Genomic DNA, 21,559 nt, shown 5'->3' with positions numbered 1-21,559 from the left:
TATCTCCTCCTAGCTAATTTTTTATATGTAAAAGAAATAATACGTCGTAAGGACTGCCGGAATCACTGCATACATGAATGGGAACCTCGTACTTTTGTTTACCTTGTAGTCTTCCAGTGATTGAAAATCACTTGATAGGATAGACGACATAATTTCCATAAATGCATTAGTTAATTTTCTCAAAAAGGTCTTTGTGAATAATAAGATCAGTACACCGATAATTCCCGCAAAAACAATCGAATACATAGCCAGATATAAAACCATTTCAATCCCTATAAATGAACCGATAGCAGCAAATAATTTGGCATCACCCGCACCGATAGCTTTAAACACATACAATATAATAAATATAAGTCCTGCAACTAGTAATCCAGCAATTGAAAAAATAAGACCATGTATGCCATTTGTAAGAAGGTGATAGATGATTCCAAATGCCATTCCCGAAACCGTTAACCAGTTCGGCAATTTGCTATATTTAACATCTAAATATAGGGCAATTAATAGGTAGAAAAATAGAAAATAATCATATAAATGTAACTGCACCAATTTCCCTCCTTTCTATTAAGATCCTGTCCATAAACGTTCATAGGCCTTTTTTTGTAACGTGATTTTTTTATTAACAAATGGGGCGGTAATACTTACCCGATAAGTACCTATGATACCTATATATGAATTTTCTAATGTTGATGGGGGTTCCACTTTAATTTCCAATGAATTTTCCTTAAATAATTGATCTTTATTAGACTCTTTAAAATTTTCTTTAACGACCGGGGTTAAAATAGCACCTGAAATGCTAGATACATAGTCCATTAAATTAATATTGAATTTCTCTAGCACGCCTTTTGCCAGCTTCGTTGCCTGTTCAAGATCAAACTGATCTTGTGTGTAGTTCTTAATCGTATCATCGATTTTGGACTTTGCTGCTTTTTCTGCTAAATAGGCGGGATACGCATGGGTGGCAAGAATTTCTGCTGTATTATTGACAGCATTTCTTAACGCCAAATCGGCAACGGAAATTCGTATAATCGTAGCCAAAAACACAACAAATAAAAGAAAAATCGGCATCACCATTGCTGCTTCCAATGTTAAACTTCCATCGTCATCCTTTCTAAATTTCTTTAACATATCTCCCTCGCCCCCTTTCTAGGTATTGATAGTAAATTATTGGATTTCTAGATGGAAAAAGAGGTATCTTTCAGGCAGACTTAACTGGCCTGCCGAAAACGATTAATTATTTTGCTTCGGCTTTTTCAAATTTCCAAATTGCTTTATTTTTAACCCCTTTTGCTGCTATTAATCCAGGGCTAATTCGAATATAATTTTCGTTTGAATCCAAGCCTTCAAAGACTGCCTCCCCCGTAACAGTTTGATCTGGTTTTATTTCACCTGAAAATGGGTTGCTTACCTTAACAGATTCAGATACATCCGAATAACCCGATCCCTTTAAATCCTCTGTTAATTCCAAGATACCAATTGTATCTAAAGCATCTATTGGTTGATCACCAATATTTTTTAAAGAGATTTCAGTCACAAAAAAATGATCAAGTTGAGACGCTTCTCCACCTATTTCATCCTTCATTTTCACAGAATTTATCGTAATTTCGTATTTTCCTATTGTGCTCTCCACTTTTGCAGTTTCACCTATTTTAAGATTTGTTTGATCTTTAAATTCACCAGATGAAGTAGTAGCTTTATTATCATTTCCTTCTGATTTACCCTTTTCGCCACCTGAAGAATTACAGGCTGATAAAATACTGAAACTTAAAAACAATGCTCCAACAATAACTGAGAATTTTTTCATTTGTAATGAACCTCCGTTTAATAATCCCTTCTTGCCCTACATTTTTGTCATTTGTAAAATCTAATTGAATCCATGGTAATTCAGCGTATGAATTTTTATTTCATTTAAATAAACGATCCAATTCATTTATTTAGATGAAATAAAAGCTCATTTTCCGGCAGTATTAGCAGGGTCTGCCGGAAAAGTTTAATTATTTAGCTTCGCTTTTTTTAAAGCTCCAAACGGTATTGTTTTTTACTGTTTTTGATGCAATTAATCCACTAATTGTTCGAATGTAATAAGTATCGGCCTCTCTACCGTCAAACACTGCTTCACCAGTAACAGTTTTACCGGGTTCTATCGTTCCCTCAAAGGTTTTAACGCTGTTAAAAAACTGTGAATCGTCGCCGGACCCCGATCCATTTAAATCTTCAGTTATTTCCAATGTACCAACCGGTTCCTTTGCATCAATAGGTTGATCGCCAATATTCTTAACAGTGATTTCTGCTATAAATAGATGATCAAACATCGGTGCTTGGCCTTCAATTTCATCTTTCATTTTTATCGAATGAATAGTTATTTCATATTTTCCAACTGTACTTTTTGCCTTGCCTGTATCACCTATTTTTAGATTTTCCTGATCTTTGAAATTCCCCGTGGAAGAAGAATTTTTACTATTATCTTCTTGTTTACTTTCTTTTTCATTATTAGATGATAGTTTATTTGAATCATTTTCCTTAACTTGCGAGGTTTTATCGTTATCTTTATCACTTGCCTTTTTGTTGTTATCAGAAGATTGGCATGCTGATAAAATACTGAAACATACGATTATAGCTATAACAAAACACATTATTTTTCTCATTATATACTCCACACCTCCAAGATTGGTCTTAATTCATCTAGTAAAACGAAGACGTTCATTTTACTAGATGAATTAACACTTTCTGTCTAACAGTTTTTACTGCTAGACAGAATGAATGGTATCCCCTAATTTTATTTGGCTTCACTTTTTTCAAACGTCCATGTCGTTTTGTTTTTTACGGCTTTGGAAGAAACAAGGCCGACATTTGTTCTTATATAGTATTTTTTCGAATCCGCTCCATCAAAAACAGCTTCCCCTTTAAGTGACTCACCTGGTTGTAACTTTCCGGAGAAAGTTTTTATACTGTTAAAGTAACTAGAATAATCCTCTGTTCCACTGCCATTCTCTTCGCTTGAAAATTCTAAAGTTTTTATCGGTTCAATTGCGTCAATAGGTTGATCCCCAATATTCTTAACAGTGATTTCTGCTATAAATAGATGATCAAACATCGGTGCTTGGCCTTCAATTTCATCTTTCATTTCTACCGAATGAATGGTTATTTCATATTTTCCAACTGTACTTTCTGCCTTGCCAGTATCACCTATTTTTAGATTTGTCTGATCTTTGAAATTTCCCGTGGTAGAAGAATTTTTGCTATTATCTTCTGGTTTACTTCCTTCTTCAGTATTAGATGATTGTTTATTTGAATCATTTTCCTTAATTATCGAAGTTTTATCATTATTTTTATCACTTGTCTTTTTGTTGTTATCAGAAGATTGGCATGCTGATAAAATACTGAAACATGCGATCATAGCTATAACAAAACATATGATTTTTTTCATTTTATACTCCACCCATCCAAGATTGCATGAAATCACTTAATTTTATTTAGCTTCACTTTTTTCAAACGTCCAAGTTGTTTTGTTTTTTACAGCTTTAGCGGCAATCAAGCCAACATTAGTTCTAAGATAATATGTTTTTGCGTCCATTTCTTGGAAAACAGCTTCTCCAGAGACTGATTTTCCAGGTTCAATTACTCCCGTTAGGGCATTAATACTTTTATAAAACGAGGAATCATCACCATTGCCTCCACCGTCCGGATTACTGGTCAACTCTAAAGTTTTAATTGGTTCTATTGCATCTATTGGCTTGTTTCCAATGTTTTTAACTGTTACTTCAACAACAAAAAAATGATCAAGACTCGGTGATTGCCCATCTATTTCATCTATCATTTTTACGGAATGAATGGTTATTTCATACTTTCCAACCGTACTTTCTACTTGACCTGTATCCCCAAGTTTTAAATCTGTTTGGTCTTTGAAATCTCCTGAAGAAGGAACACTTTCACCATTTTTCCCCTCCAAATCCGATTTACTTTTTTGTTCATTATCCGTTGATTGCTTATTTGTATCATTTACTTTTATTTGGGAAGTTTTATCATTATTTTTAGCACTTGCCTTTTTGTTGTCATCTGTGGATTGACAAGCTGTTAATATACTAAAACATACAATTATGGTACCAATAAAACACATGAGTTTTCTCATTATATACTCCACCCCTCCAAGATTAGTCTTAATTCATCTAGGAAAACGAAGACGTTCATTTTACTAGATGAATTAACACTTTCTGTCTGACAGATTTCACTGCCAGACAGAAGAAAATTCTTACTTTTATTCAGCTTCACTTTTTTTGAATGTCCAAATCGCTTTATTTTTAACAGCACTTGCAGCAATTAATCCGGGAGTTACTCGAATATAATAGGTTTTGGAATCTAATCCTTGAAAAACTGCTTCTCCCGTCATAGTCTGACCTGGCTTTATTTCCCCAGAAAATGGCTTACTTACTTTATAAAAATCAGAATCATTCGGTGAACCAGAACCTTCTAAATCATCTGTTAATTCTAACAGACCAATTGTTTCAGCAGCATCGATTGGTTGATCGCCAATATTTTTTATAGTAATTTCTGTTAAAAATAAGTGATCTATTTGTGATACTTCTCCTCCTATTTCATTTTTAAGTTTTATAGACTTTACTGTTATTTCATATTTTCCTAAGGTGCTTTCTAATTTTCCCGTGTCACCAATTTTTAGATCTGTCTGATCTTTGAAATTTCCCGTGGAAGAAGAATTTTTACTATTATCTTCCTTTTTTTCTGTATTCTCTTTATCTTCATTTCCAGAATCTTGTTCTGTTGCATTATTTGAATCTTTATTTACTTGTGTATTCTCATTATTTTTATTTTTATTGCTAGAACTACCCTGATTATTTGAAGAATTACATCCTGATAAAATTCCTACAAATAAAACCAAAGTTGCAAAAAAAGCGATAGTTTTCTTCATATATCTTCAACCTCCAAGTAATTAGTATGAATAATCTACTTTTTTATCGATAATAAATCTGTTGCCTTTTACTTTCCCATTTAATATTCCGGTTTTTCCTAACATCTTAGTTACACCTGGTAAAAACCATAGTTTTACTGATGTAGTTGCTTCACCACTTATATAAGTGGGCAAGGTAGTAAGATCTGCACTTGTATCGTTATCAATTAAGGCCATTGTCCTTGCTATTTTATTGCCATCTGGATGCATAAATAAAAAGATTCTAAGATAATCTTTATAGCTAGTAAAAATATTCATTTTATTGAAAAACCGTATTGGTTTTCCTTCATTAATTAGTTTTATGTTGATAACAGTTTGTTCCAATGCATAAGCCAAAGCCGCTACCCACATATATGGACCAAATGATCTTACAGATTGCTGTGTAAATGCCTCCACAAAGTTCACCGCAAATCGGAAGGCGAATAGTTCGGTCATAGCAGCGGAGAAGTTGGCACCGGTGGAGTTTAGTCCATACATGATGTATTCGACTTGGTTATTGTCAAGGGACATGCCGTCTGCACCTTTTACTGAGAAATCATGGCTTTTAAACTTGGTTAGAATGTATTCGTTGAGATAGGCTTTGTCTCTTGAGTTGATAAGAGCATCACCTAGTGCATTAAAGACTTTGTCAACGAAGCTCATGGCATCTTTAGCTACTTTATCCGGGTCTTCCCGATTAAATTCATTTTTGCTATTTTCGATAGATCCTTTATATTTGGCTACTAAGTTAGCAATCTCTTGGAGAAGCTCATTATCCTTGCTGTATTTTTCGGCTTCTTCGAGTGCTTTGTCTAGCTCCTCATTTACTTTATCCAAGTTTTCTTCTGCTTCTTCTTCTTTTTGTTCGACTTCTTCATCTTTAATTTTGGGACGGTCACCTGAAATAATTGCAAGGGCATCTTCTAACAAGTCGGTTAGCAAATTATGATGGACTCTAAGTTTATCCGCAATAGATGCTACGCCGTAAGTGTCTTGGTAAAGCCCACTTCCATTAACCTTTTCCTTTAGTTGGTTAATGTAGCCTGCTAAATTCGTATTATTTCTTGTTTCCACTTCATCAATCGCTAAATTAATTTTTCGTTTCAGCTTGTTGAAAAACTCATCATCAATGACATAATCATCTAGTTTTTTATTCGCTTCTTCAATATTATTTAAGGCTCCATTTGCATTGCCACGATCATTTTCTCTCATATTCGCCGCTTCATTGGCATTTGAATAATTTTCTTGATTTTCTTTCCTTTTGTCATCAATTGTCTTTTTTACTGTTTTATTTAATTCCTCAGCTTGTTCAAGAAGCTCTTTTGCTTCTTTTAGCTCTTCCCTTATTGCATTTGATTTTAATTCAAAGGTTTCTACTAATTCTTTGACTCGTTTCTCATAGGTTCTTGCATCTTTTTGATCTTGCTTTCTTTTTTCTTTTTCATCATCCTCCTTATCGGAATCATCATCCTTATCAGATTCATCGTCACCCTCACGCTCTTTAATTTCTTTATATTTATTAAGATGTTTTAGCATATCTTTCATATTTCTTACGATGGGGAACTTTCCATCTGAGCTTGGTGGATCCTGAACAATTTTCTTTAATTCATCATTTCTTTGTTTTGCAATTTCTAACTTTGATTTCACTTTATCAAGCAAATCTTCCCGTTTATCGACATCATCCTGAATGCTTGTTGCGATATCAGCATAGGTTGATGCTTGTTCCATCGCTTCTGATACAGCTAAAAACCCTTCAATAATGGATTTTCCGATTTCCATCGGTGCTATGTATTTCATTTCTTCAAGAACTTGGTATTCAAATGTTGTTTTGTTAGAAAGCATCCGATTGTCATTAAGTACAACTTTTGACTCTTCAGGCTTTGTATCGACAAATCGAAAATAATCGCCTTCTTGCTTTAAATTTTCATCGAGTACCTTTTTGAATTCATCATTTGCATTCTCGCCATTTAAACCAAATAGACCATATGCTTTAACATCTTTATTATAGGCGGACATAACTGATCGAACGGCTGCCTTTGCCGCTTTATCTGTGTCGCGTTCAGCAACCATAATGCGAATAAAGTCGATTAAGACAGCATTGAAAATAAAAAGGAGAAGAGTAATGACAATTGCATAAATGGTGACTGCTCCATTTTCATCGATAATAAATCTATGAAACAATTTTTTCATCCACTTCATCTAATCTCCTCCTTTCTATTATTGAAAGTACACTCAACTTATTTTTTCTTTCCTTTATTTTTAAATTGCTTAATATAACCTCCATACTGCTTTGCCTCTTTAAAAAAATAAATAACAAAGTCAGTATTCCGAATGAATTCCGGCGGCTCGGAAATGGATCGCGTTGCCTTCGCTTCCATTACATCCATTTTAAATAGATTGGTAACATAACCAGGTAAATGTAGCGGCTGATTCAGATTAACAATAATCTCACTGCCTACAAGGCCATTTTTGAATTTGATATCCCCATCGATTGGTCCTGGAATTTTATCAATTATGCTATGATTTGTCTTTTTCCCAACTAATCCATCTGAGAAGGATGGAAGACCAAATTGTGTGAAAAATTCATTTCCTGTTAGACGCCAGTAAAGTCCATCATCTAAATCAGTTGTATACGTGTCAAAGGCTCCTGTTTCTAAATCCTTCGAACTATTATTCCATGTAAAGGAAACTTGATCGGCAATTCGATTGGCTTCAAATTGCAGGATAGATTTGTAATAAATCACGAGACTGAAAAAAATCAAGCATAAGGTGATAATAAGAAGCATCGGAAAAAGCATCGATGCTTCGATTGTGAAGCTTCCTTTGTCATTTTTAAGAAAGGAAAATACTTTCTTCTTCATGAATGACACTCCTATTTTCCTGAATCAGTTTGGAATTGACCTACTTTGCTATCTCCAAAATCTAATAAACTTTTAACCCAAGTTGTAATTTTGTCTCTAAATGCCAACGCAATAACAACAATTACGGCAATAATAAGCATGATTTCAAGTGTTTGCAGACCTTCTTCATCCTTCCAAAATGCTTTAAACCAATTCGTCAATTTTTTCATCCTAATATCCTCCAATTCAATCATTCTATTTATATTTACATAATGCTTATTGCCGGATAACCAACAATAATCATAACTGCCACAAAGATTAAGATTAAGGGGAATACTAATTTAGAAGATGCTTCTTCCCCTTTCGTTTTTGAGATATTCTTTCTTTTTTCCCATAAGTCGTGTGATAGCTCGCGCAAGGATAGAATTAAATCCTGACCCCCTTTACGATAATTAAGCAAAACGGTTGTGGTAAATATAGCTACTTCCTGTATGGCACATTTTTTACTTAATTCATTTAATACATGTGGAAAGGGTTCATTACTTGTTAAACGGTTAACCGTTTCTGTTAACTCATGATATAAGGGTGATTCAAGATTGTTCTCTTTCATCTCCACACAACGAATGAATGCTTGTTGCACCGTTTCTCCTGCATTTACGAGTAGGATAATTTTATTAACAAACTCAGGTAATTCCAGCAATATTTTATGCTTGCGTTCCTTCTCTTTATTGGATAGCTGATTAATTAGAAACGCGGGAAGGAGAATGGTAAAGAACATTCCGACTGCAAATAATAGATGATCCCCAGTGAGCAGAGCGAGTAAAAACGAACCAAGCAAACAGATAAGAATAATCGATACAAGTTGCACAATAAACATTCTTGTATGCTTGAATGCTTCTCTGCTTCCATGAAGACTAATCATTTTTTGTTGTATATTAGCTGCTTGCGTATGAAAGCGCTCCATGATTCGAAACTTTGTTAAAATATGCATGGAGACCGGTGCCATAAACATAAGTGGGTACTCACCCTTAAATTCTTCTAAAATAAGGTCATATTTATTTCTCGCTGCAACTGAAAAAGTAAAATAGATAGCGATAAGTACGAATGTAAATAATCCATAAATCACCAAGTGCATCACACCTTAATATTCATAATTCGTTGACTTAACCAGTAGGAGAAGCCAAGCAAACCTAAGCAAAAGGTCATTATAACTGGACCTAAATTCTTATACAGGGGAGCCAGGTAATCTCCTGAACTGTATTTTAATAGGGCAATCATTCCAATTGGCATAACTGATAAAATTCGCGATTCAAATTTTTTCTGGGCAACCATTACTTGAACTTCCTGCTGGATATCAATTTTTTCACTAATAACATCCGCAGTTCGACGAATCACTTCCACTAAGTTTCCACCTGTTCGTTTACATGTAATAAAGACATCTGAAAAGTTCATAATATCCTCTATATCTGACCGCAGGGCAAAATCTTCAATCGCCCTTTCAATCGTTTCACCATTTTCAATACGACGATTAATAATTTCAAATTCTCGAATAATGTAAGTATTTGGATCCGGATATAACAGTTTTAAATCATTTACTACCTCTTTAAAGCTGTTTTCGATTGATCTCCCTGCAGCTAAAGAAGAGGACAGTGATGCGATTGCTTCTTTAAATTGAACAGAAAGTTTTTCTTTTCTTTTTCTAAGAAGTTTCTTCCTTTGCATTTTCGGAAATAATAATCCTAATGCTGCTACAATTAATGCGATAAAAATATTTTCATAGAATAGAATTCCGATTAAGAAAAGAACAATCATGGCACTTAATGAATAAAACAAATACTCTTTTGTGCTTAGGTGATATTTTGAGTAATCGATTAAATGCCCTTCGACTTTTCGATATCGATTCCGATTGGCTTCTTGTTTTTTTTCAACAGCAATTTGCACTAAAGATGGACCTTGATCCGCTTTTTTTCCATCCTCTTCTATCGCCGTCATGTCTTTCTTCTTTTTTCGATGCTTCAATAAAAAGTAAGCGCCGAAAATAATTGGAAGTAATAAAAGAATCAAGGAATCCCCGTTCATTCATTCATCACCAGCCTATTATTTTTTTCATGCGGATATTCTTCATTATAAATTCCCGCTTGTTTAAGCTTTGAGATGCTTTGCAGATGATTCCCCGTTGGCAGCAAACGCCCAATGATTTCGCCTTCGGGACTTTCTCCTTCTTCGATAAATTCATAGAGTGGATTCACCTGTATTTCTCCGTCTTTTAATCCAGTTAACTCACTAATCGCGACAACTTTTCGGGAATTGTCTCGTAATCTACTTAGATGGACCATAATATCAATTGCAGAACTAATCTGCTTCCTGATTACTTGAACTGGAAGGCTTGCTCCGCTTAGTACCATTGTTTCCAAACGGCTTAACATATCTGTCGTTGAATTGGCATGGCCTGTTGATAATGAACCATCATGACCAGTATTCATTGCCTGGAGCATATCTAACGCTTCTTCCCCACGTACCTCCCCTACGATAATTCGGTTCGGACGCATCCGTAGAGATGTTTTGATCAGTTCCCTAATCGATATTTGACCTCTTCCTTCAGTATTGGCATTCCTAGTTTCCATGCTTACTAGATTAGGAACATTTTTAATTTGAAGCTCAGCTGAATCTTCAATCGTAATAATCCGTTCTTGGTGTGGAATGAAATTGGAAAGCACGTTCAGAAAGGTCGTTTTCCCAGAACCGGTACCTCCCCCAATAAAGATATTGTATTTCGCTATGACTAAATCTTGTAAAAATGTAGCAACCTCTTCTGTGATTGCCTTTTTCTCGATTAAGTCCTCCATCGTTAGAGCTTTTTCAGGGAATTTACGAATCGTCATAACTGGGCCCTTTAATGCGATAGGTGGCAAAACAACGTTTACCCGCGATCCATCATGAAGTCTTGCGTCAACGATTGGTGAGGATTCATTAACAACACGGTCCACTTTTGAGACGATTGCTTGAATAATGTCCTCTAGCTTTTGTTGACTTTCAAACTCTATAGGAACTTGAGAAATTTCTCCATCACGTTCGATGAAAATTTCCTTATGGTTATTGACCATAATTTCGGTAATTGATTTGTCATCGATCAACGGCTGAATGACATCATAACCGCGAAAGGCATGATAAATTCTTTCGACTAACCATTGAATTTGTTCAGAATTTATCCGATTTTTTTGCGCGTATTCAAATACGGCTGTTTCGACATATTCCAGTAATTCCTCATTTGGAATGGAATGCATTAAATCTAACGTTTCTCTAAGCCTTTGGATAATATCCTTTACTATTTTTTCACTAATCAATCGTCACACCCACCTGATTCCTAACAACAATATCTTCTACAATTGATAGTAATTCTTGTGTAAAAAGAGGATGATAGTATTGTTGTTGCGGTTCTGTTCCAAGAGCCCACTCTTGAATATTCGACAGATATCCTTGAATTGGAAGATTGTATTTCATATATGCTTCAGGGAATTGTCCGTTAAAGCGGTTCATTATGAAGGCCAATTTTCCCTCGATATCATGATCCGTACCAATGATTTCATTCATTCGCTCAATATAGGCAGAAGTTTTATGGAAGCTTTGCAAATCATTGTTTAACAGCCAGATAATAAGACTGCTTTCTTCAAATGCTGCAGCTATTCTGTCATGGATGGCACTATCTAAATCGATAATAATGTAATCATAACTTTGTGTTTCAATTAGTGCGTGAATTAATCTTTTTGTTTCTTCTTTTGTGATCGCCATCATTTCATCCGGACACGGGGGCAAATCAAAATAATCAACTTTTGATTCCGGATCATATTTCTTAAGAGCTTCCACCTTCGCTAATAGTTGATTCGGTCTTGCTTTCAAATAATAAAGTATTTGCAGTGATGGTTGATCCTGTTGAGAACGAAAATAAAGCGATGTTGTATTCATTAATTCTAGGTTTAAGTAGAAAACTTTATCCCCTCTTAATGCGAGTTGCCTGCTCATGTTTGCAGAAATAGTCGATTTTCCTGAACCACCGGATGGTGAGTATATAGAAATGACCTTTGTTTTGCCCCCATTTCTTGAATACCCTGATAGACTTGAATGGTTCTCATAATAGACTGACAAAATCGATGAGATGAGCTGATTTAAAGGTTGATATTTAAAAACGGAAAATAGCGGACCTTCTTCAGCGGCTTCTTCCTCTTTCAACAAAACAACTAAACCTTTTTCATTGCCTATGATTCCAGAGTCATACAATGATGGCTGAATAAGCAACACATCATATGTTTGGCCGGAAGATAAATGTTGCTTGAAACTTAACGTATTTGAAAACAACTTCACATCGAATTTTGCATTTAAATTCGAGGACAAAATATACTCACCAAAGGATTTTAGATAAAGAGAATCCGAGTCCAATAGTATCAGTTGTAATTTTTTCATATAAAACCACCTACTTCCTCTTTATGATAAATTCTTAATAAATTCCATTTATTTAGTAATACTAAAATTATACTAAAATGGGTTCAGGAAAAAATACACATTCCAAAAAATGAGAAAATAGTACCGCTACCTATTTAGTAAAATCCTTACAGTCCAGATAGTCATTAGGTCCTTATCCTATATACAACCAACAATTCAAGTAAAATACTAATTAACTATGAAGAAAAAATATTATACTATCAAAACTTTTTTCCTATACACAAGCAGAAAAATAGGTAGTTTTTCATACCTGTGTTTTGCGTAATTCTAACTTTTTCAGGACTTTTACCTTATGTAAAGTAAATATATAAACTTAAAATAATGACAGCAGTTAAAAAAATTATTTCTGGGGCAAATGTAATAAGGGTTTGTTTTTTACTTTTCTTGTGTACCTTTTTACTTTGACCCCATTTTTCTTCCTGGTAATGATCACTTTTCATTTCCATTTCTGTTTTCGACTCTAATAACACGGTATCATCGTGATTCGCTATATTACTCTCCCCCTTTATTAATGGAAAAATGAAAGATATGTTTTAAAAATGAATGATGTGGTAATTAGAAGTAGTAGAATACGAAGCGAAAATAGGAGTGTAAAATATATCCATCTACTCTATCCATTTAAATAGTACTAAATTTTACAATAAATCGACTCTGTAAATTTTCCTATGACAAATGTTTCATGAATACATTACCCAAATATGGTAAAATTGAAACATAAATTTTATAATTATTTAATCATTCCTAAAATTCCCACCATTGGTTACTAATTGGTGGGATTATTTATGAAAAGTGAGGTTTAGATATGAAATGTAAAAACTGTCGCACCACATTAAATAAAGGTTCCAGCTTTTGTCCTGAATGCGGAACACCGGTTCAGAAACCTTTTTTCACAAAAAAAAGAATGGGTCTGCTCGGTAGCTGTTTACTAATCATCGTTCTCTGTATCGTGCTTTATCAAATCGGCTTATCTGCTTCATCGCCTGATAAAACGGTTGCGGCTTTCAAAGAAGCTGTTAAAGCGAAGAATGAAAGCAAAATTGTTTCTTTGTTGAACTCTCGCACTGACAATTGGAAGTTTAAAAAAGCGGATGCAAGTGAGCTACTTTCTTACCTTGAAGATCATCCAGATATGAAAGATGATTTATTTACAAAATTAGATCGACAAGCAGAAAGTTTTACAGACGATTCCATTTATATGAATAATGATGAAACGTTTGCTAGCATCCATTTGAAAGAGGACGGAAAGAAGTGGCTGTTTTTCCATAACTATTCATTAGATGTCATCCCTGCCTATATTAATATTACGGTGAATAAAGACAGCGCCAAGATCTTCGTAGATAATAAAGAAGTAGAAACAAATACAAATGAGGGAAAATCTAAAACATACGGGCCGTTCTCACCGGGAGACCATGAAATCAAAGCTGTACTTCCTGGTAAATACATTAATGCTGAAGAGAAAGAGACGGTTGCATTATTCGATGAAAAACATCGAGAAATAAATAAAACGTTAGAAATTCAGGCATCCGAAGTACAAGCCATGACAATATATGATGATACAACTTTATACGTAAATGGCGAAAAAACGGATGTGAAAATAGGCAAGGATATGGAAGAAGTAGGAATGCTCCCAACAGATGGAACAGCGACGTTTAAGTTGGAAAAAGAATTCCCGTGGGGTTCGGCAACTTCGGAAGATTACCCTGTAGACGACAAATTTATGAATATGGAGGAATTTGTAGCAATTCCTCAAGATCAGCAAGAAGAACTCATGGTTATGCTAAACGAGAATTGGAAGCAACACACAGCGGCATTACAGACAGGTAATACAGCCAAAATGACATACGCACCGAAAGAATATCAAGCAGCGGTTAAAAAAGAAGCAAAGAGCATTAAATCAAGACCGAAAAAATATGTTGCTACTTTCACAAAAGCAAGATATAACACTGATACGTTAAAAACTCCTGTCTTTAATGAAGAAAAAAATCGCTATGAACTAAAAGTTGAGGCGGAATACACGCTGCATGAGCCAAAACTTCATAATTATGCTCTATTAAGAAAAGGCGACGATGCGATAACAACCTATTATATGGATCTTTATTTCGATGAAAAAGAAAAGAAGTGGAAAATTGAAGATTATCATAATGGAAGCTTTTTCTTAACCGAATCTGACGATTTAAAATCATTCGATTTTCATTCTTAACAGCCTTTTCTGAAGGCTGTTTTTTATATAAAAATTAATTAACATGAAAAAAGACAAACCTACCCATACTATTGTTGGGAGGGATAGCGATTTATGAAGCATTTTTTAGTTTCAATTTTTTTATTAATAGGAAGTATAGGTAATCTTCCTGATAATTTGACAATAACATACGAAGGAAACACGGTCGCTAGTGTCAATCGAACCTATTTTGCCAATCCATTAATCAATCTTCCAATAGCTGATCATGATAAATTGGAAGCATTTATTCAACGACTCGAAAAATCCGTCTATGTACCACCTACTAATGCAAGCATCGATAAACAAGGAAATATCGTATCGGAAAAGGTTGGCTATACACTTGATCATGAAGCGTTTAAACGTTTATTTTATACATATTTTTTTACAAAAGATGCCTCAACTATTGAAGTTCCCGTGCGAAAAGTATTTCCCGCCGTTGATAGTGAGCTACTTTCTCAAATCCGTGTGAAGCGAATTGGGCAATACGCAACTTATTTTAATTCCGGTAATAAAGAGCGTTCCCATAATATTGTACTGGCAAGTAAAGCAATTAATAACCAAGTTATATTTCCGGGGGAAACCTTTTCCTTTAACAAAACCGTAGGAAAAAGAACGAAGGAAAAAGGATATATGCGCGCACCAGTCATTGTAAGAGGAGAACTTTCTGAAGATATTGGCGGCGGCATCTGCCAAATCTCCTCCACGTTATATAATGCCGTTGATTCGGCAGGAATGACGATTACTGAACGTTATTCCCATAGCAAACGGGTCGCTTATGTGCCACCGGGAAGGGATGCTACGGTAAGCTGGTATGGACCGGATTTTCGGTTTACAAACAAATATCAACAACCTATACTTATACGTTCCAATGTATATGGAGGAACAGCAAGTATTACGATCTACTCATCTGAAGATTTAAAAGTCTCACCAAGAAAGGTACCGAGTGCTTCGTTTAAACTTCCAAAAGAGGAATCGATGGGATCTGAGGTTCATCGAGAGGAATAAACATTTGGAGATATCGGTCTATTTTTCACTTTTCAAAACGTTTTACAAGCGAATCGAGCAAATACTTTCTTCCTTTGTTCTCGCCGATATATGGTAGATCCATGGATTGTAGTAATCTCTTGGTCGTTGTATCCGATGATAAGTGTAAAAAATTCCTCGCCTCTTTATTTGTTATTGTTTTTCTTATTAGAAGAGCATAATCCTTTAGTGCAAAGAGGTGTGAGTCCTTTGAAATATGATAGCAAATTGGACAGCTCCATTTTCCATTTTTTCTAATCATGGGAATATGGAAGCAGCTGTCACAACGGGTCCCTGTTAAAATCTCATTTTCTTTAAGATTAAACATTTGCAGTATGTTTCTCCATGCAGGTGTATGTTCCTTCAGTATTTTTTTGGAAATCCTTGTTAGTTGTTTAGTATCGACTATTGGGTGTCTATATTTATTTTGTATCTCTTGTATTTTTAATGGAAGGTTTGCGCTGTGGATAACTTTTTCTTTGACATGCGGATTATTTGAATCATTTATAAGGATTGTTCGAGGAGAACTTATGACAACGAGTGTTTCAATTGGAATGGCGAGGCCAAAACATTTGACAAGCCATTGATTTAATTGATTTTTGTGCCTTTCTACTTGAATAATTGGATTTTCAAATCCCTCTTTCCTACCTTCATCTGTAATTCGTATAAACTGATCAAAATCAGAATCAAAAACGAGTGTACCATAATAATTTTTAATTTCTAATAGTAAGAAAAAATTGCGAGAAAGGATTAATGTATCAATTTGAAAGTAGTGGTTTTGAAAGTGAAGTCTAATATTGTGAAGGATAAGGTAATCCTTATTCGGTAGACAGCTTAGGGGAAATTCAACCGACTTTTCTCCGTAATAACCCGTTCTTCGATAGGTCAATTGCTTTCCAACCAGTTCTTTTTTTTCATGTTTTTTAAAAAGTCGTCCATCTAATGCCTCCAATTGCTGTAAAAATTCCGGTATTTCAATCGGTTTTACAATCATATCCTCACTCTCCTGTAATTTATTTGTTACTAGATTCGATTATTACTTAACAAAATCCTCCTTTAATTTTATTTATATAAGAATATCGGTCGGGATTTAACATATATCAACTACCTTCGTTGAAATATCGGTCAAAAAACGAAATATTTCGGTCAAACGAAGCAAAGCACCTCCCATTTTAGGAAAGGTGCTCATTCACTTTAAGAATAATCTTACCGGTATTGCGGCTTTCTTCCATATATTGTTGTGCTTCTCTTGCTTTTTCCAACGGAAACATAGTATCGACGATAGGACGAATTTCTTTTCGCTCAAAATATGGAGTCACCTTTTCAACAAATTCTTTTGTTAACTGTGCTTTATATTCATCACTTCTTGGCGTTAGCAGTGTTCCCGTTAATTGTACATACTTCGACATTAACGACATTAAATTGACCTTTTCTATTACACTGCCACCAAGAATACCAATTAAAACCCAGCGTCCACCTTTTTTAATGCTTTCTAAGTTCTTTTGCCAATACGAAGCACCTACAAAGTCTAAAATAACATCAACACCCAAGCCTTCAGTGGCTCTTTGAACTTCTTCTTCAAATGACTGCTCTTTATAATTTATAACAACATCAGCACCAAGCTCCTTGCAAAAATCTAGTTTTTCCTTGGAGCCTGCAGTAACGATCACTTTCGCATCACATAACTTTTTTGCGAGTTGAATAGCCGCTGTTCCCACTCCACTTGCACCTGCATGAATCAAAACTGATTCTTGTTTTTGAAGTTTGCCAATCCAAAATAATGTTTGATACGCCGTCAAAAATACTTCCGGGATGGCCGCAGCTTCTTCAAATGTGAAATTCTCAGGTATTTTCATCGCTCGATTAATAGGCATAATTGCGTATTCTGCGTAACCCCCGCCATTAACCAGTCCCATCACCCGATCTCCTGCAGAAAAAGAACTCCTTCCATTAGCTTCAACAACCGTTCCCGCGACCTCAACTCCGAGGATAGGATTCGTTAAATAACCACTTTTTCCTTCTCTCGTAACTATATCTGTACGATTGATTGCGGCTGTATGTACTTTGATGAGCAGCTCTCCTTCTTTCGCCTTCGGAATCGGATGCTCGATAAGCTCCAACTGACTGGTGCCATTTTGATTTACGATTACAGCTTTCATGCTATACTCCTCCTGTTTATGTAATATCTAGATCGTATCCATTCTATTAATGTAGAATGCCATTAAATCCTCATCATAATACTTTCCGTTAAATTTAAGAGCATTTCGCTCAACCCCATACACCTTAAATCCTAAAGACTCATATAACTTTTTCGCCGGTTTATTCTCTGAAACTACCGTTAGATTTAATTGCTCTACTCCATTACACTTTTTGGCCATTTTTATTAATTCAAGTAGGAGTGATTTCCCAATACTCTTACCCCTTGCTTCAGGTGCAACAAACATTCCGAAAATATTCGCTTTATGTATTGTTTTCGGACTCGCTTCGCGCATAAACGTCACCATTCCGACTAATACCATGTTCTCGTCAAAAGCCCCTAGCACAAATTTATTTTCCGTTGGCTTAATTCGGTCAACAATCATTTGTTTGGTGAACTTACTTTCCCTCTCAAAAGTGGAGCCAAATGCTTCAGGATTATTTTTCAATGCTTTTAATCGTAATTCCTGATAAATTACAGCATCGGACTCAATCAACACACGGATATTCATTTGCATCCCCTCACTTCCATGCTCATATTTTAAATATAAAAGCGACTCACTATAAAGTAAAGTAGAGTCGCTTTTACATTCTATTCAAAAATATTCATTTTATAATTAGGTGGGAAAAGATAAAAACGGAAAGGACATTACTGTTTTCGTTGAACATAAACCTTATAAGGGTAAACTTAAACCAAAAATTTAGTTTTTAAGAACGTTAAATAAGATTGACAAAAGGGGAACTCCAAAAGTTAACTGAAAGCAAACTTTTTGAACTTCCCAGCCCTTATTTTTTACGAACCTTATACTTCATATAATTCTATTTGCGTAGTCATCCCGCTCTACATTGATGGACTCGTTGATCATATCAATTGATCCTCACATCTACTATCCTATGACTTCATCGCAATCCTTAATTAAACATCGGTTTCAAAATTAATCACGCTTCTCTTCGCATTAGTTCATGTTTATTCCCATTTTTCTTGTTACTGGACAATCCGCTATACATGGAAATCAACGATGTCCCAATAGAAAGTAGCACTACGATTCCTCCAATGATCGCGTTGTAACCAACAGAAGTATGCTCAATCACAACACCACCGATTAGTGAACCAACAGCAATTCCGAAATGAAGAGAAGAATTATTTAAACTTTGCTGAATATCTGATGTCTCCGGAGATATTTCTATCAGATAGCTCTGCATAGGTGGGGACATCGCCCAACTCAACATTCCCCAAATAATCATGACGATAAAAAATAGTACTGGCGAGAATATTGTAAACTTAACACTAAATATTGCACAACTAAATGCGATAGCAACAATTAGAATCGTTCGTTTTGTCCCTAGCCGATCACCCATGATTCCACCAAGTCCGCCTCCCATAACAGCGGCGATACCAAATATCAAATACGCAATACTAATCATTGCCCCTTCAAATCCCATAACTTCTTTTAAAAAGGGGGTAAAGTAAGCATACAATACGGTATGTCCACCTAAGAATAGAAACGTTGTCGCTTGGCCAAAAAATATTTTTCTGTTTTTTAGTGTTGCCAGTTGCTCCCTAATAGGGATGGATGGCTTAGGTTTAACTCTACTTAAAAAGAAATATACACCTACCATTGACAAGACAGTCAAAAGTATAATGAGTACAAAAGGTGCTCTCCATCCAAAGGCATTCCCTAGTATAAGACCTATAGGTAATCCTAGAACAATTGAAGCACTAATTCCCATGGAAACAATTCCAATAGCTCTACTACGATATTTATGATCTGCAATACTTGCAGCCATCACTAAACACAAATTAATGAGGAGAGATGCACTGGCTGCCGATATAATCCTACCTACAAATAACATACTGTATGTAGGACTACCAACTGTTACAACATTTCCTAGCAAAAATAAGAACAAGAAAATCATCGTTAATCGTTTTCGTTCCATTTTAGCAGTTACTACCATTAACACCGGTCCAACAATGCCCAAAATGAAGGAATAGATTGTTATTAAAATACCCGCCTTACCGAGGCCGATCTTTAAATCTGTTGCAATTAAATCCAATATTCCACCAATAATTAGCTCAACCATCCCAACAATAAATGAAATGACCATCAAGATATATATACGTTTATCCATACATTAACGCCCTTCTATGTTAGCTTCTGAAATAAATCATTCGTTATATACAAACAGAAGACTTAGAAGCATTTTAAATATCGTTTTGATTTTAACTTGTTTTCTCTGACCGTGTCTCGGCTATACTTTCTATTTCCTTCTTGCAGAGTTGTCGATCGTAAACTTTAACGAATGGATAGTATATGATTGCATTTAATACTATTAGTAGAATAACAAGAACCGGTGCTTTCCAATCTAATGTAGAAAAGAAAGCTCCTAAAAACGGTGGCATATTCCATGATAACATTGAAAAAGTCTTTCCTATAAGTCCTATTGACATACAAAGGTAACTAATAATTGCATTCAATGTCGATGTTAGTATGAAAGGAACGAAGAACACAGGGTTCAACATTAATGGTGTTCCAAAAATTAATGGTTCCGAGATACCAAAAATTGCAGGGATTATACCAACTTTACCAACAGTCTTTAATTGTTTCGATCTCGCAGTAAAAAGTAATAAGATTGCTAAGCCAATAACTGATCCACAACCGCCAATAACCGTGAAATAGGTCCAAAACGATGTCGTAAAAATATGAGGTAATTGTTCTCCCGCCATTTGTGCAGCGGCATTCATTGATAAATTCCCATCTCGAATCGGTCCCATAACTCCTGCAAGTGCTGCATCATGAATACCAAAAACCAAAATAAATGTGTCAATATAGTAATAATGACAACAAAACCTAAACTATCCGCGGCTTTAAAAGTTGGAGATAAGACATCAAATAAAGCCTTTGCCAAGGTTGTGTTAAAAGCGTTGAAACTCGCAAACACAATAATAAAAGCCGCAATGATAACCATGCCTGGAATTAATGATGCAAACACATCACTTAGACTAGCAGGAACACTTGGCGGCATTTTGATTTTGCCAAATTCCTTTTGTTTCATAATTCGATATAGCTCTGTTGTTCCGATTGCAATTAAAATTGCCGGAAGTAAACCTTTACCGTCAATATAACTAAACTCTAATGTTTTTGCTTCCCAACCTAATTCTTGCGGCTGAGTAACAAGTAAGAAAAAGCCCATGATTGAAAATAAAATCGGAATAAATGAATTGATTTTGTAAAATCGGCATAGAAAGTGAGTGATTCCAATACACACATACAACGACATTGCACCTAGTGTAAAAGCGAATATCCAATTGAGAACGGTTCCATTATTTTCCGCGAAACTTTTCCATGCAAGTAATAATCCGTTGGTTGTTTTATCTGTGACAGGAGGAGAATTTACGATTGCCACAAGCCCACCTGCCAAAGTAATTGGCAAGAGGCTAATAAAGGCATCACGAATCGACGCGAGATGTCGTTGCTGTCCGAGCTTATTGGCTACTGGCATAACTTTATTTTCCATCACCGCTGTCAATGAGTTGAATTTACTCATGATTATTTCTCTCCTTCATAAAATTGAAAGGTGTCTTCCAGTATTCCTTCTGCATCCATGATTCCGTATTTGGCTAAATCGATTGTCATCGCCGGAATTCCAGCGTTCGCTTTTATTTCATTTAATTGAAAGCGAATTTGTGGTCCAACCAAAATAACATCAACATTTTCTAAATTTTCCTGGTACTCACTGACACCCATTGCCTTAACTGATGCCTCTCCCTTTGCAGCATCCTGCATTTTACGAGCTAATATACCCGAAGACATCCCTGCATTACAAACAATTAAAATATTCAACATA

23 protein-coding genes and 1 pseudogene are annotated in these 21,559 nt (G+C 35.2%); 3 read left to right on the top strand and 21 right to left on the bottom strand.

The window, feature by feature from the left end; all coding sequences use genetic code 11:
* Positions 1 to 21 precede the first annotated feature (21 nt).
* The 15 genes from I5776_RS05755 to I5776_RS05685 form a co-directional block, all read right to left on the bottom strand.
* A complete protein-coding gene (locus tag I5776_RS05755; protein ID WP_202779383.1) occupies positions 22 to 543 on the bottom strand; it encodes an A24 family peptidase in 522 nt (173 codons plus the stop codon).
* 18 nt (positions 544 to 561) lie between these two features.
* Positions 562 to 1,125: a TadE/TadG family type IV pilus assembly protein gene (locus I5776_RS05750; RefSeq protein WP_202779379.1), complete on the bottom strand. Its 564-nt coding sequence runs from the start codon at positions 1,123 to 1,125 to the stop codon at positions 562 to 564.
* 106 nt (positions 1,126 to 1,231) lie between these two features.
* Entirely contained in the window at positions 1,232 to 1,801 is a 570-nt protein-coding gene (locus I5776_RS05745; RefSeq protein WP_202779378.1) for a DUF4352 domain-containing protein, read from the bottom strand.
* Between the two features lie 190 nt (positions 1,802 to 1,991).
* On the bottom strand, positions 1,992 to 2,642 hold the full coding sequence (locus I5776_RS05740; RefSeq protein ID WP_202779377.1) for a DUF4352 domain-containing protein: 651 nt from the start codon (positions 2,640 to 2,642) through the stop codon (positions 1,992 to 1,994).
* Positions 2,643 to 2,773: 131 nt separating this feature from the next.
* Positions 2,774 to 3,424 carry a DUF4352 domain-containing protein gene (locus tag I5776_RS05735; protein ID WP_202779376.1) on the bottom strand — a complete coding sequence of 217 codons (651 nt, stop codon included), beginning with the start codon at positions 3,422 to 3,424 and terminating at the stop codon, positions 2,774 to 2,776.
* A 42-nt stretch (positions 3,425 to 3,466) separates the two neighbouring features.
* Positions 3,467 to 4,126: a DUF4352 domain-containing protein gene (locus I5776_RS05730; RefSeq protein ID WP_202779375.1), complete on the bottom strand. Its 660-nt coding sequence runs from the start codon at positions 4,124 to 4,126 to the stop codon at positions 3,467 to 3,469.
* A 126-nt stretch (positions 4,127 to 4,252) separates the two neighbouring features.
* Positions 4,253 to 4,921, bottom strand: coding sequence for a DUF4352 domain-containing protein (locus tag I5776_RS05725; protein ID WP_202779374.1), 669 nt, complete (start codon positions 4,919 to 4,921; stop codon positions 4,253 to 4,255).
* A 21-nt stretch (positions 4,922 to 4,942) separates the two neighbouring features.
* Complete coding sequence (locus I5776_RS05720) at positions 4,943 to 7,138, bottom strand: DUF5702 domain-containing protein (protein WP_202779373.1); 2,196 nt, start codon at positions 7,136 to 7,138, stop codon at positions 4,943 to 4,945.
* 38 nt (positions 7,139 to 7,176) lie between these two features.
* Positions 7,177 to 7,800: a TadE/TadG family type IV pilus assembly protein gene (locus I5776_RS05715; RefSeq protein WP_202779372.1), complete on the bottom strand. Its 624-nt coding sequence runs from the start codon at positions 7,798 to 7,800 to the stop codon at positions 7,177 to 7,179.
* An 11-nt stretch (positions 7,801 to 7,811) separates the two neighbouring features.
* Complete coding sequence (locus I5776_RS05710; RefSeq protein WP_202779371.1) at positions 7,812 to 8,009, bottom strand: Flp1 family type IVb pilin; 198 nt, start codon at positions 8,007 to 8,009, stop codon at positions 7,812 to 7,814.
* Between the two features lie 35 nt (positions 8,010 to 8,044).
* Positions 8,045 to 8,905: a type II secretion system F family protein gene (locus tag I5776_RS05705; protein WP_246483989.1), complete on the bottom strand. Its 861-nt coding sequence runs from the start codon at positions 8,903 to 8,905 to the stop codon at positions 8,045 to 8,047.
* An 8-nt stretch (positions 8,906 to 8,913) separates the two neighbouring features.
* Positions 8,914 to 9,858 carry a type II secretion system F family protein gene (locus I5776_RS05700; protein WP_246483937.1) on the bottom strand — a complete coding sequence of 315 codons (945 nt, stop codon included), beginning with the start codon at positions 9,856 to 9,858 and terminating at the stop codon, positions 8,914 to 8,916.
* The gene (locus I5776_RS05695; RefSeq protein WP_425490372.1) at positions 9,855 to 11,120 is read right to left on the bottom strand and encodes a TadA family conjugal transfer-associated ATPase; all 1,266 of its coding nucleotides are present in this window, start codon (positions 11,118 to 11,120) and stop codon (positions 9,855 to 9,857) included. The genes I5776_RS05700 and I5776_RS05695 overlap by 4 nt, the downstream gene beginning before the upstream one ends.
* Positions 11,116 to 12,237, bottom strand: a complete 1,122-nt coding sequence (locus tag I5776_RS05690; RefSeq protein ID WP_202779369.1) for an AAA family ATPase — start codon at positions 12,235 to 12,237, stop codon at positions 11,116 to 11,118. Before I5776_RS05690 ends, I5776_RS05695 begins: the two co-directional genes overlap by 5 nt.
* A gap of 329 nt (positions 12,238 to 12,566) precedes the next feature.
* On the bottom strand, positions 12,567 to 12,722 hold the full coding sequence (locus tag I5776_RS05685; protein ID WP_202779368.1) for a hypothetical protein: 156 nt from the start codon (positions 12,720 to 12,722) through the stop codon (positions 12,567 to 12,569).
* A 356-nt stretch (positions 12,723 to 13,078) separates the two neighbouring features.
* On the opposite strand from I5776_RS05685, the gene I5776_RS05680 reads away from it, so the two are divergent.
* Together I5776_RS05680 and I5776_RS05675 are read left to right on the top strand one after the other, a co-directional pair.
* On the top strand, positions 13,079 to 14,476 hold the full coding sequence (locus I5776_RS05680) for a zinc ribbon domain-containing protein (protein WP_202779367.1): 1,398 nt from the start codon (positions 13,079 to 13,081) through the stop codon (positions 14,474 to 14,476).
* Between the two features lie 93 nt (positions 14,477 to 14,569).
* Positions 14,570 to 15,499, top strand: a complete 930-nt coding sequence (locus I5776_RS05675) for a VanW family protein (RefSeq protein ID WP_202779366.1) — start codon at positions 14,570 to 14,572, stop codon at positions 15,497 to 15,499.
* 25 nt (positions 15,500 to 15,524) lie between these two features.
* On the opposite strand, the gene I5776_RS05670 is transcribed toward I5776_RS05675, so the two are convergent.
* The 3 genes from I5776_RS05670 to I5776_RS05660 all read right to left on the bottom strand — a co-directional run bounded on the left by I5776_RS05670 (position 15,525) and on the right by I5776_RS05660 (position 18,231).
* A complete protein-coding gene (locus I5776_RS05670; RefSeq protein WP_202779365.1) occupies positions 15,525 to 16,511 on the bottom strand; it encodes a nuclease-related domain-containing protein in 987 nt (328 codons plus the stop codon).
* 178 nt (positions 16,512 to 16,689) lie between these two features.
* Positions 16,690 to 17,676, bottom strand: a complete 987-nt coding sequence (locus tag I5776_RS05665; RefSeq protein ID WP_202779364.1) for an NAD(P)H-quinone oxidoreductase — start codon at positions 17,674 to 17,676, stop codon at positions 16,690 to 16,692.
* 27 nt (positions 17,677 to 17,703) lie between these two features.
* Complete coding sequence (locus tag I5776_RS05660) at positions 17,704 to 18,231, bottom strand: GNAT family N-acetyltransferase (protein ID WP_246483935.1); 528 nt, start codon at positions 18,229 to 18,231, stop codon at positions 17,704 to 17,706.
* A gap of 103 nt (positions 18,232 to 18,334) precedes the next feature.
* Between I5776_RS05660 and I5776_RS21725 the strand changes: the two genes are divergently transcribed.
* Positions 18,335 to 18,418: a DUF4822 domain-containing protein gene (locus I5776_RS21725; protein ID WP_343066451.1), complete on the top strand. Its 84-nt coding sequence runs from the start codon at positions 18,335 to 18,337 to the stop codon at positions 18,416 to 18,418.
* 234 nt (positions 18,419 to 18,652) lie between these two features.
* Here the strand turns inward: I5776_RS21725 and I5776_RS05650 are convergent, their stop codons facing one another.
* The 3 genes and pseudogenes from I5776_RS05650 to I5776_RS05640 form a co-directional block, all read right to left on the bottom strand.
* Positions 18,653 to 19,843, bottom strand: a complete 1,191-nt coding sequence (locus tag I5776_RS05650) for an MFS transporter (protein ID WP_202779363.1) — start codon at positions 19,841 to 19,843, stop codon at positions 18,653 to 18,655.
* 91 nt (positions 19,844 to 19,934) lie between these two features.
* Positions 19,935 to 21,214, bottom strand: a pseudogene (locus tag I5776_RS05645) (PTS sugar transporter subunit IIC).
* Positions 21,215 to 21,261: 47 nt separating this feature from the next.
* Positions 21,262 to 21,558 carry a PTS sugar transporter subunit IIB gene (locus I5776_RS05640; protein ID WP_202779362.1) on the bottom strand — a complete coding sequence of 99 codons (297 nt, stop codon included), beginning with the start codon at positions 21,556 to 21,558 and terminating at the stop codon, positions 21,262 to 21,264.
* Position 21,559: the final 1 nt, after the last annotated feature.

Source organism: Heyndrickxia vini (genome assembly GCF_016772275.1).
GTDB classification, from domain to species: Bacteria; Bacillota; Bacilli; order Bacillales; family Bacillaceae_C; genus Heyndrickxia; species Heyndrickxia vini.
Note: the sequence above shows the minus strand (reverse complement) of the source record. Positions and strands in the feature narration are given on the sequence as shown.

Coding starts and splice junctions, on each gene's coding strand:
- I5776_RS05715 (WP_202779372.1), bottom strand. CDS start 7,800: ATGAAGAAGAAAGTATTTTCCTTTCTTAAAAATGACAAAGGAAGCTTC.
- I5776_RS05640 (WP_202779362.1), bottom strand. CDS start 21,558: ATGTTGAATATTTTAATTGTTTGTAATGCAGGGATGTCTTCGGGTATA.
- I5776_RS05650 (WP_202779363.1), bottom strand. CDS start 19,843: ATGGATAAACGTATATATATCTTGATGGTCATTTCATTTATTGTTGGG.
- I5776_RS05670 (WP_202779365.1), bottom strand. CDS start 16,511: ATGATTGTAAAACCGATTGAAATACCGGAATTTTTACAGCAATTGGAG.
- I5776_RS05685 (WP_202779368.1), bottom strand. CDS start 12,722: ATGGAAATGAAAAGTGATCATTACCAGGAAGAAAAATGGGGTCAAAGT.
- I5776_RS05720 (WP_202779373.1), bottom strand. CDS start 7,138: ATGAAGTGGATGAAAAAATTGTTTCATAGATTTATTATCGATGAAAAT.
- I5776_RS05690 (WP_202779369.1), bottom strand. CDS start 12,237: ATGAAAAAATTACAACTGATACTATTGGACTCGGATTCTCTTTATCTA.
- I5776_RS05750 (WP_202779379.1), bottom strand. CDS start 1,125: ATGTTAAAGAAATTTAGAAAGGATGACGATGGAAGTTTAACATTGGAA.
- I5776_RS05675 (WP_202779366.1), top strand. CDS start 14,570: ATGAAGCATTTTTTAGTTTCAATTTTTTTATTAATAGGAAGTATAGGT.
- I5776_RS05680 (WP_202779367.1), top strand. CDS start 13,079: ATGAAATGTAAAAACTGTCGCACCACATTAAATAAAGGTTCCAGCTTT.
- I5776_RS05710 (WP_202779371.1), bottom strand. CDS start 8,009: ATGAAAAAATTGACGAATTGGTTTAAAGCATTTTGGAAGGATGAAGAA.
- I5776_RS05740 (WP_202779377.1), bottom strand. CDS start 2,642: ATGAGAAAAATAATGTGTTTTGTTATAGCTATAATCGTATGTTTCAGT.
- I5776_RS05700 (WP_246483937.1), bottom strand. CDS start 9,858: ATGAACGGGGATTCCTTGATTCTTTTATTACTTCCAATTATTTTCGGC.
- I5776_RS05730 (WP_202779375.1), bottom strand. CDS start 4,126: ATGAGAAAACTCATGTGTTTTATTGGTACCATAATTGTATGTTTTAGT.
- I5776_RS05745 (WP_202779378.1), bottom strand. CDS start 1,801: ATGAAAAAATTCTCAGTTATTGTTGGAGCATTGTTTTTAAGTTTCAGT.
- I5776_RS05725 (WP_202779374.1), bottom strand. CDS start 4,921: ATGAAGAAAACTATCGCTTTTTTTGCAACTTTGGTTTTATTTGTAGGA.
- I5776_RS05660 (WP_246483935.1), bottom strand. CDS start 18,231: ATGCAAATGAATATCCGTGTGTTGATTGAGTCCGATGCTGTAATTTAT.
- I5776_RS05665 (WP_202779364.1), bottom strand. CDS start 17,676: ATGAAAGCTGTAATCGTAAATCAAAATGGCACCAGTCAGTTGGAGCTT.
- I5776_RS05735 (WP_202779376.1), bottom strand. CDS start 3,424: ATGAAAAAAATCATATGTTTTGTTATAGCTATGATCGCATGTTTCAGT.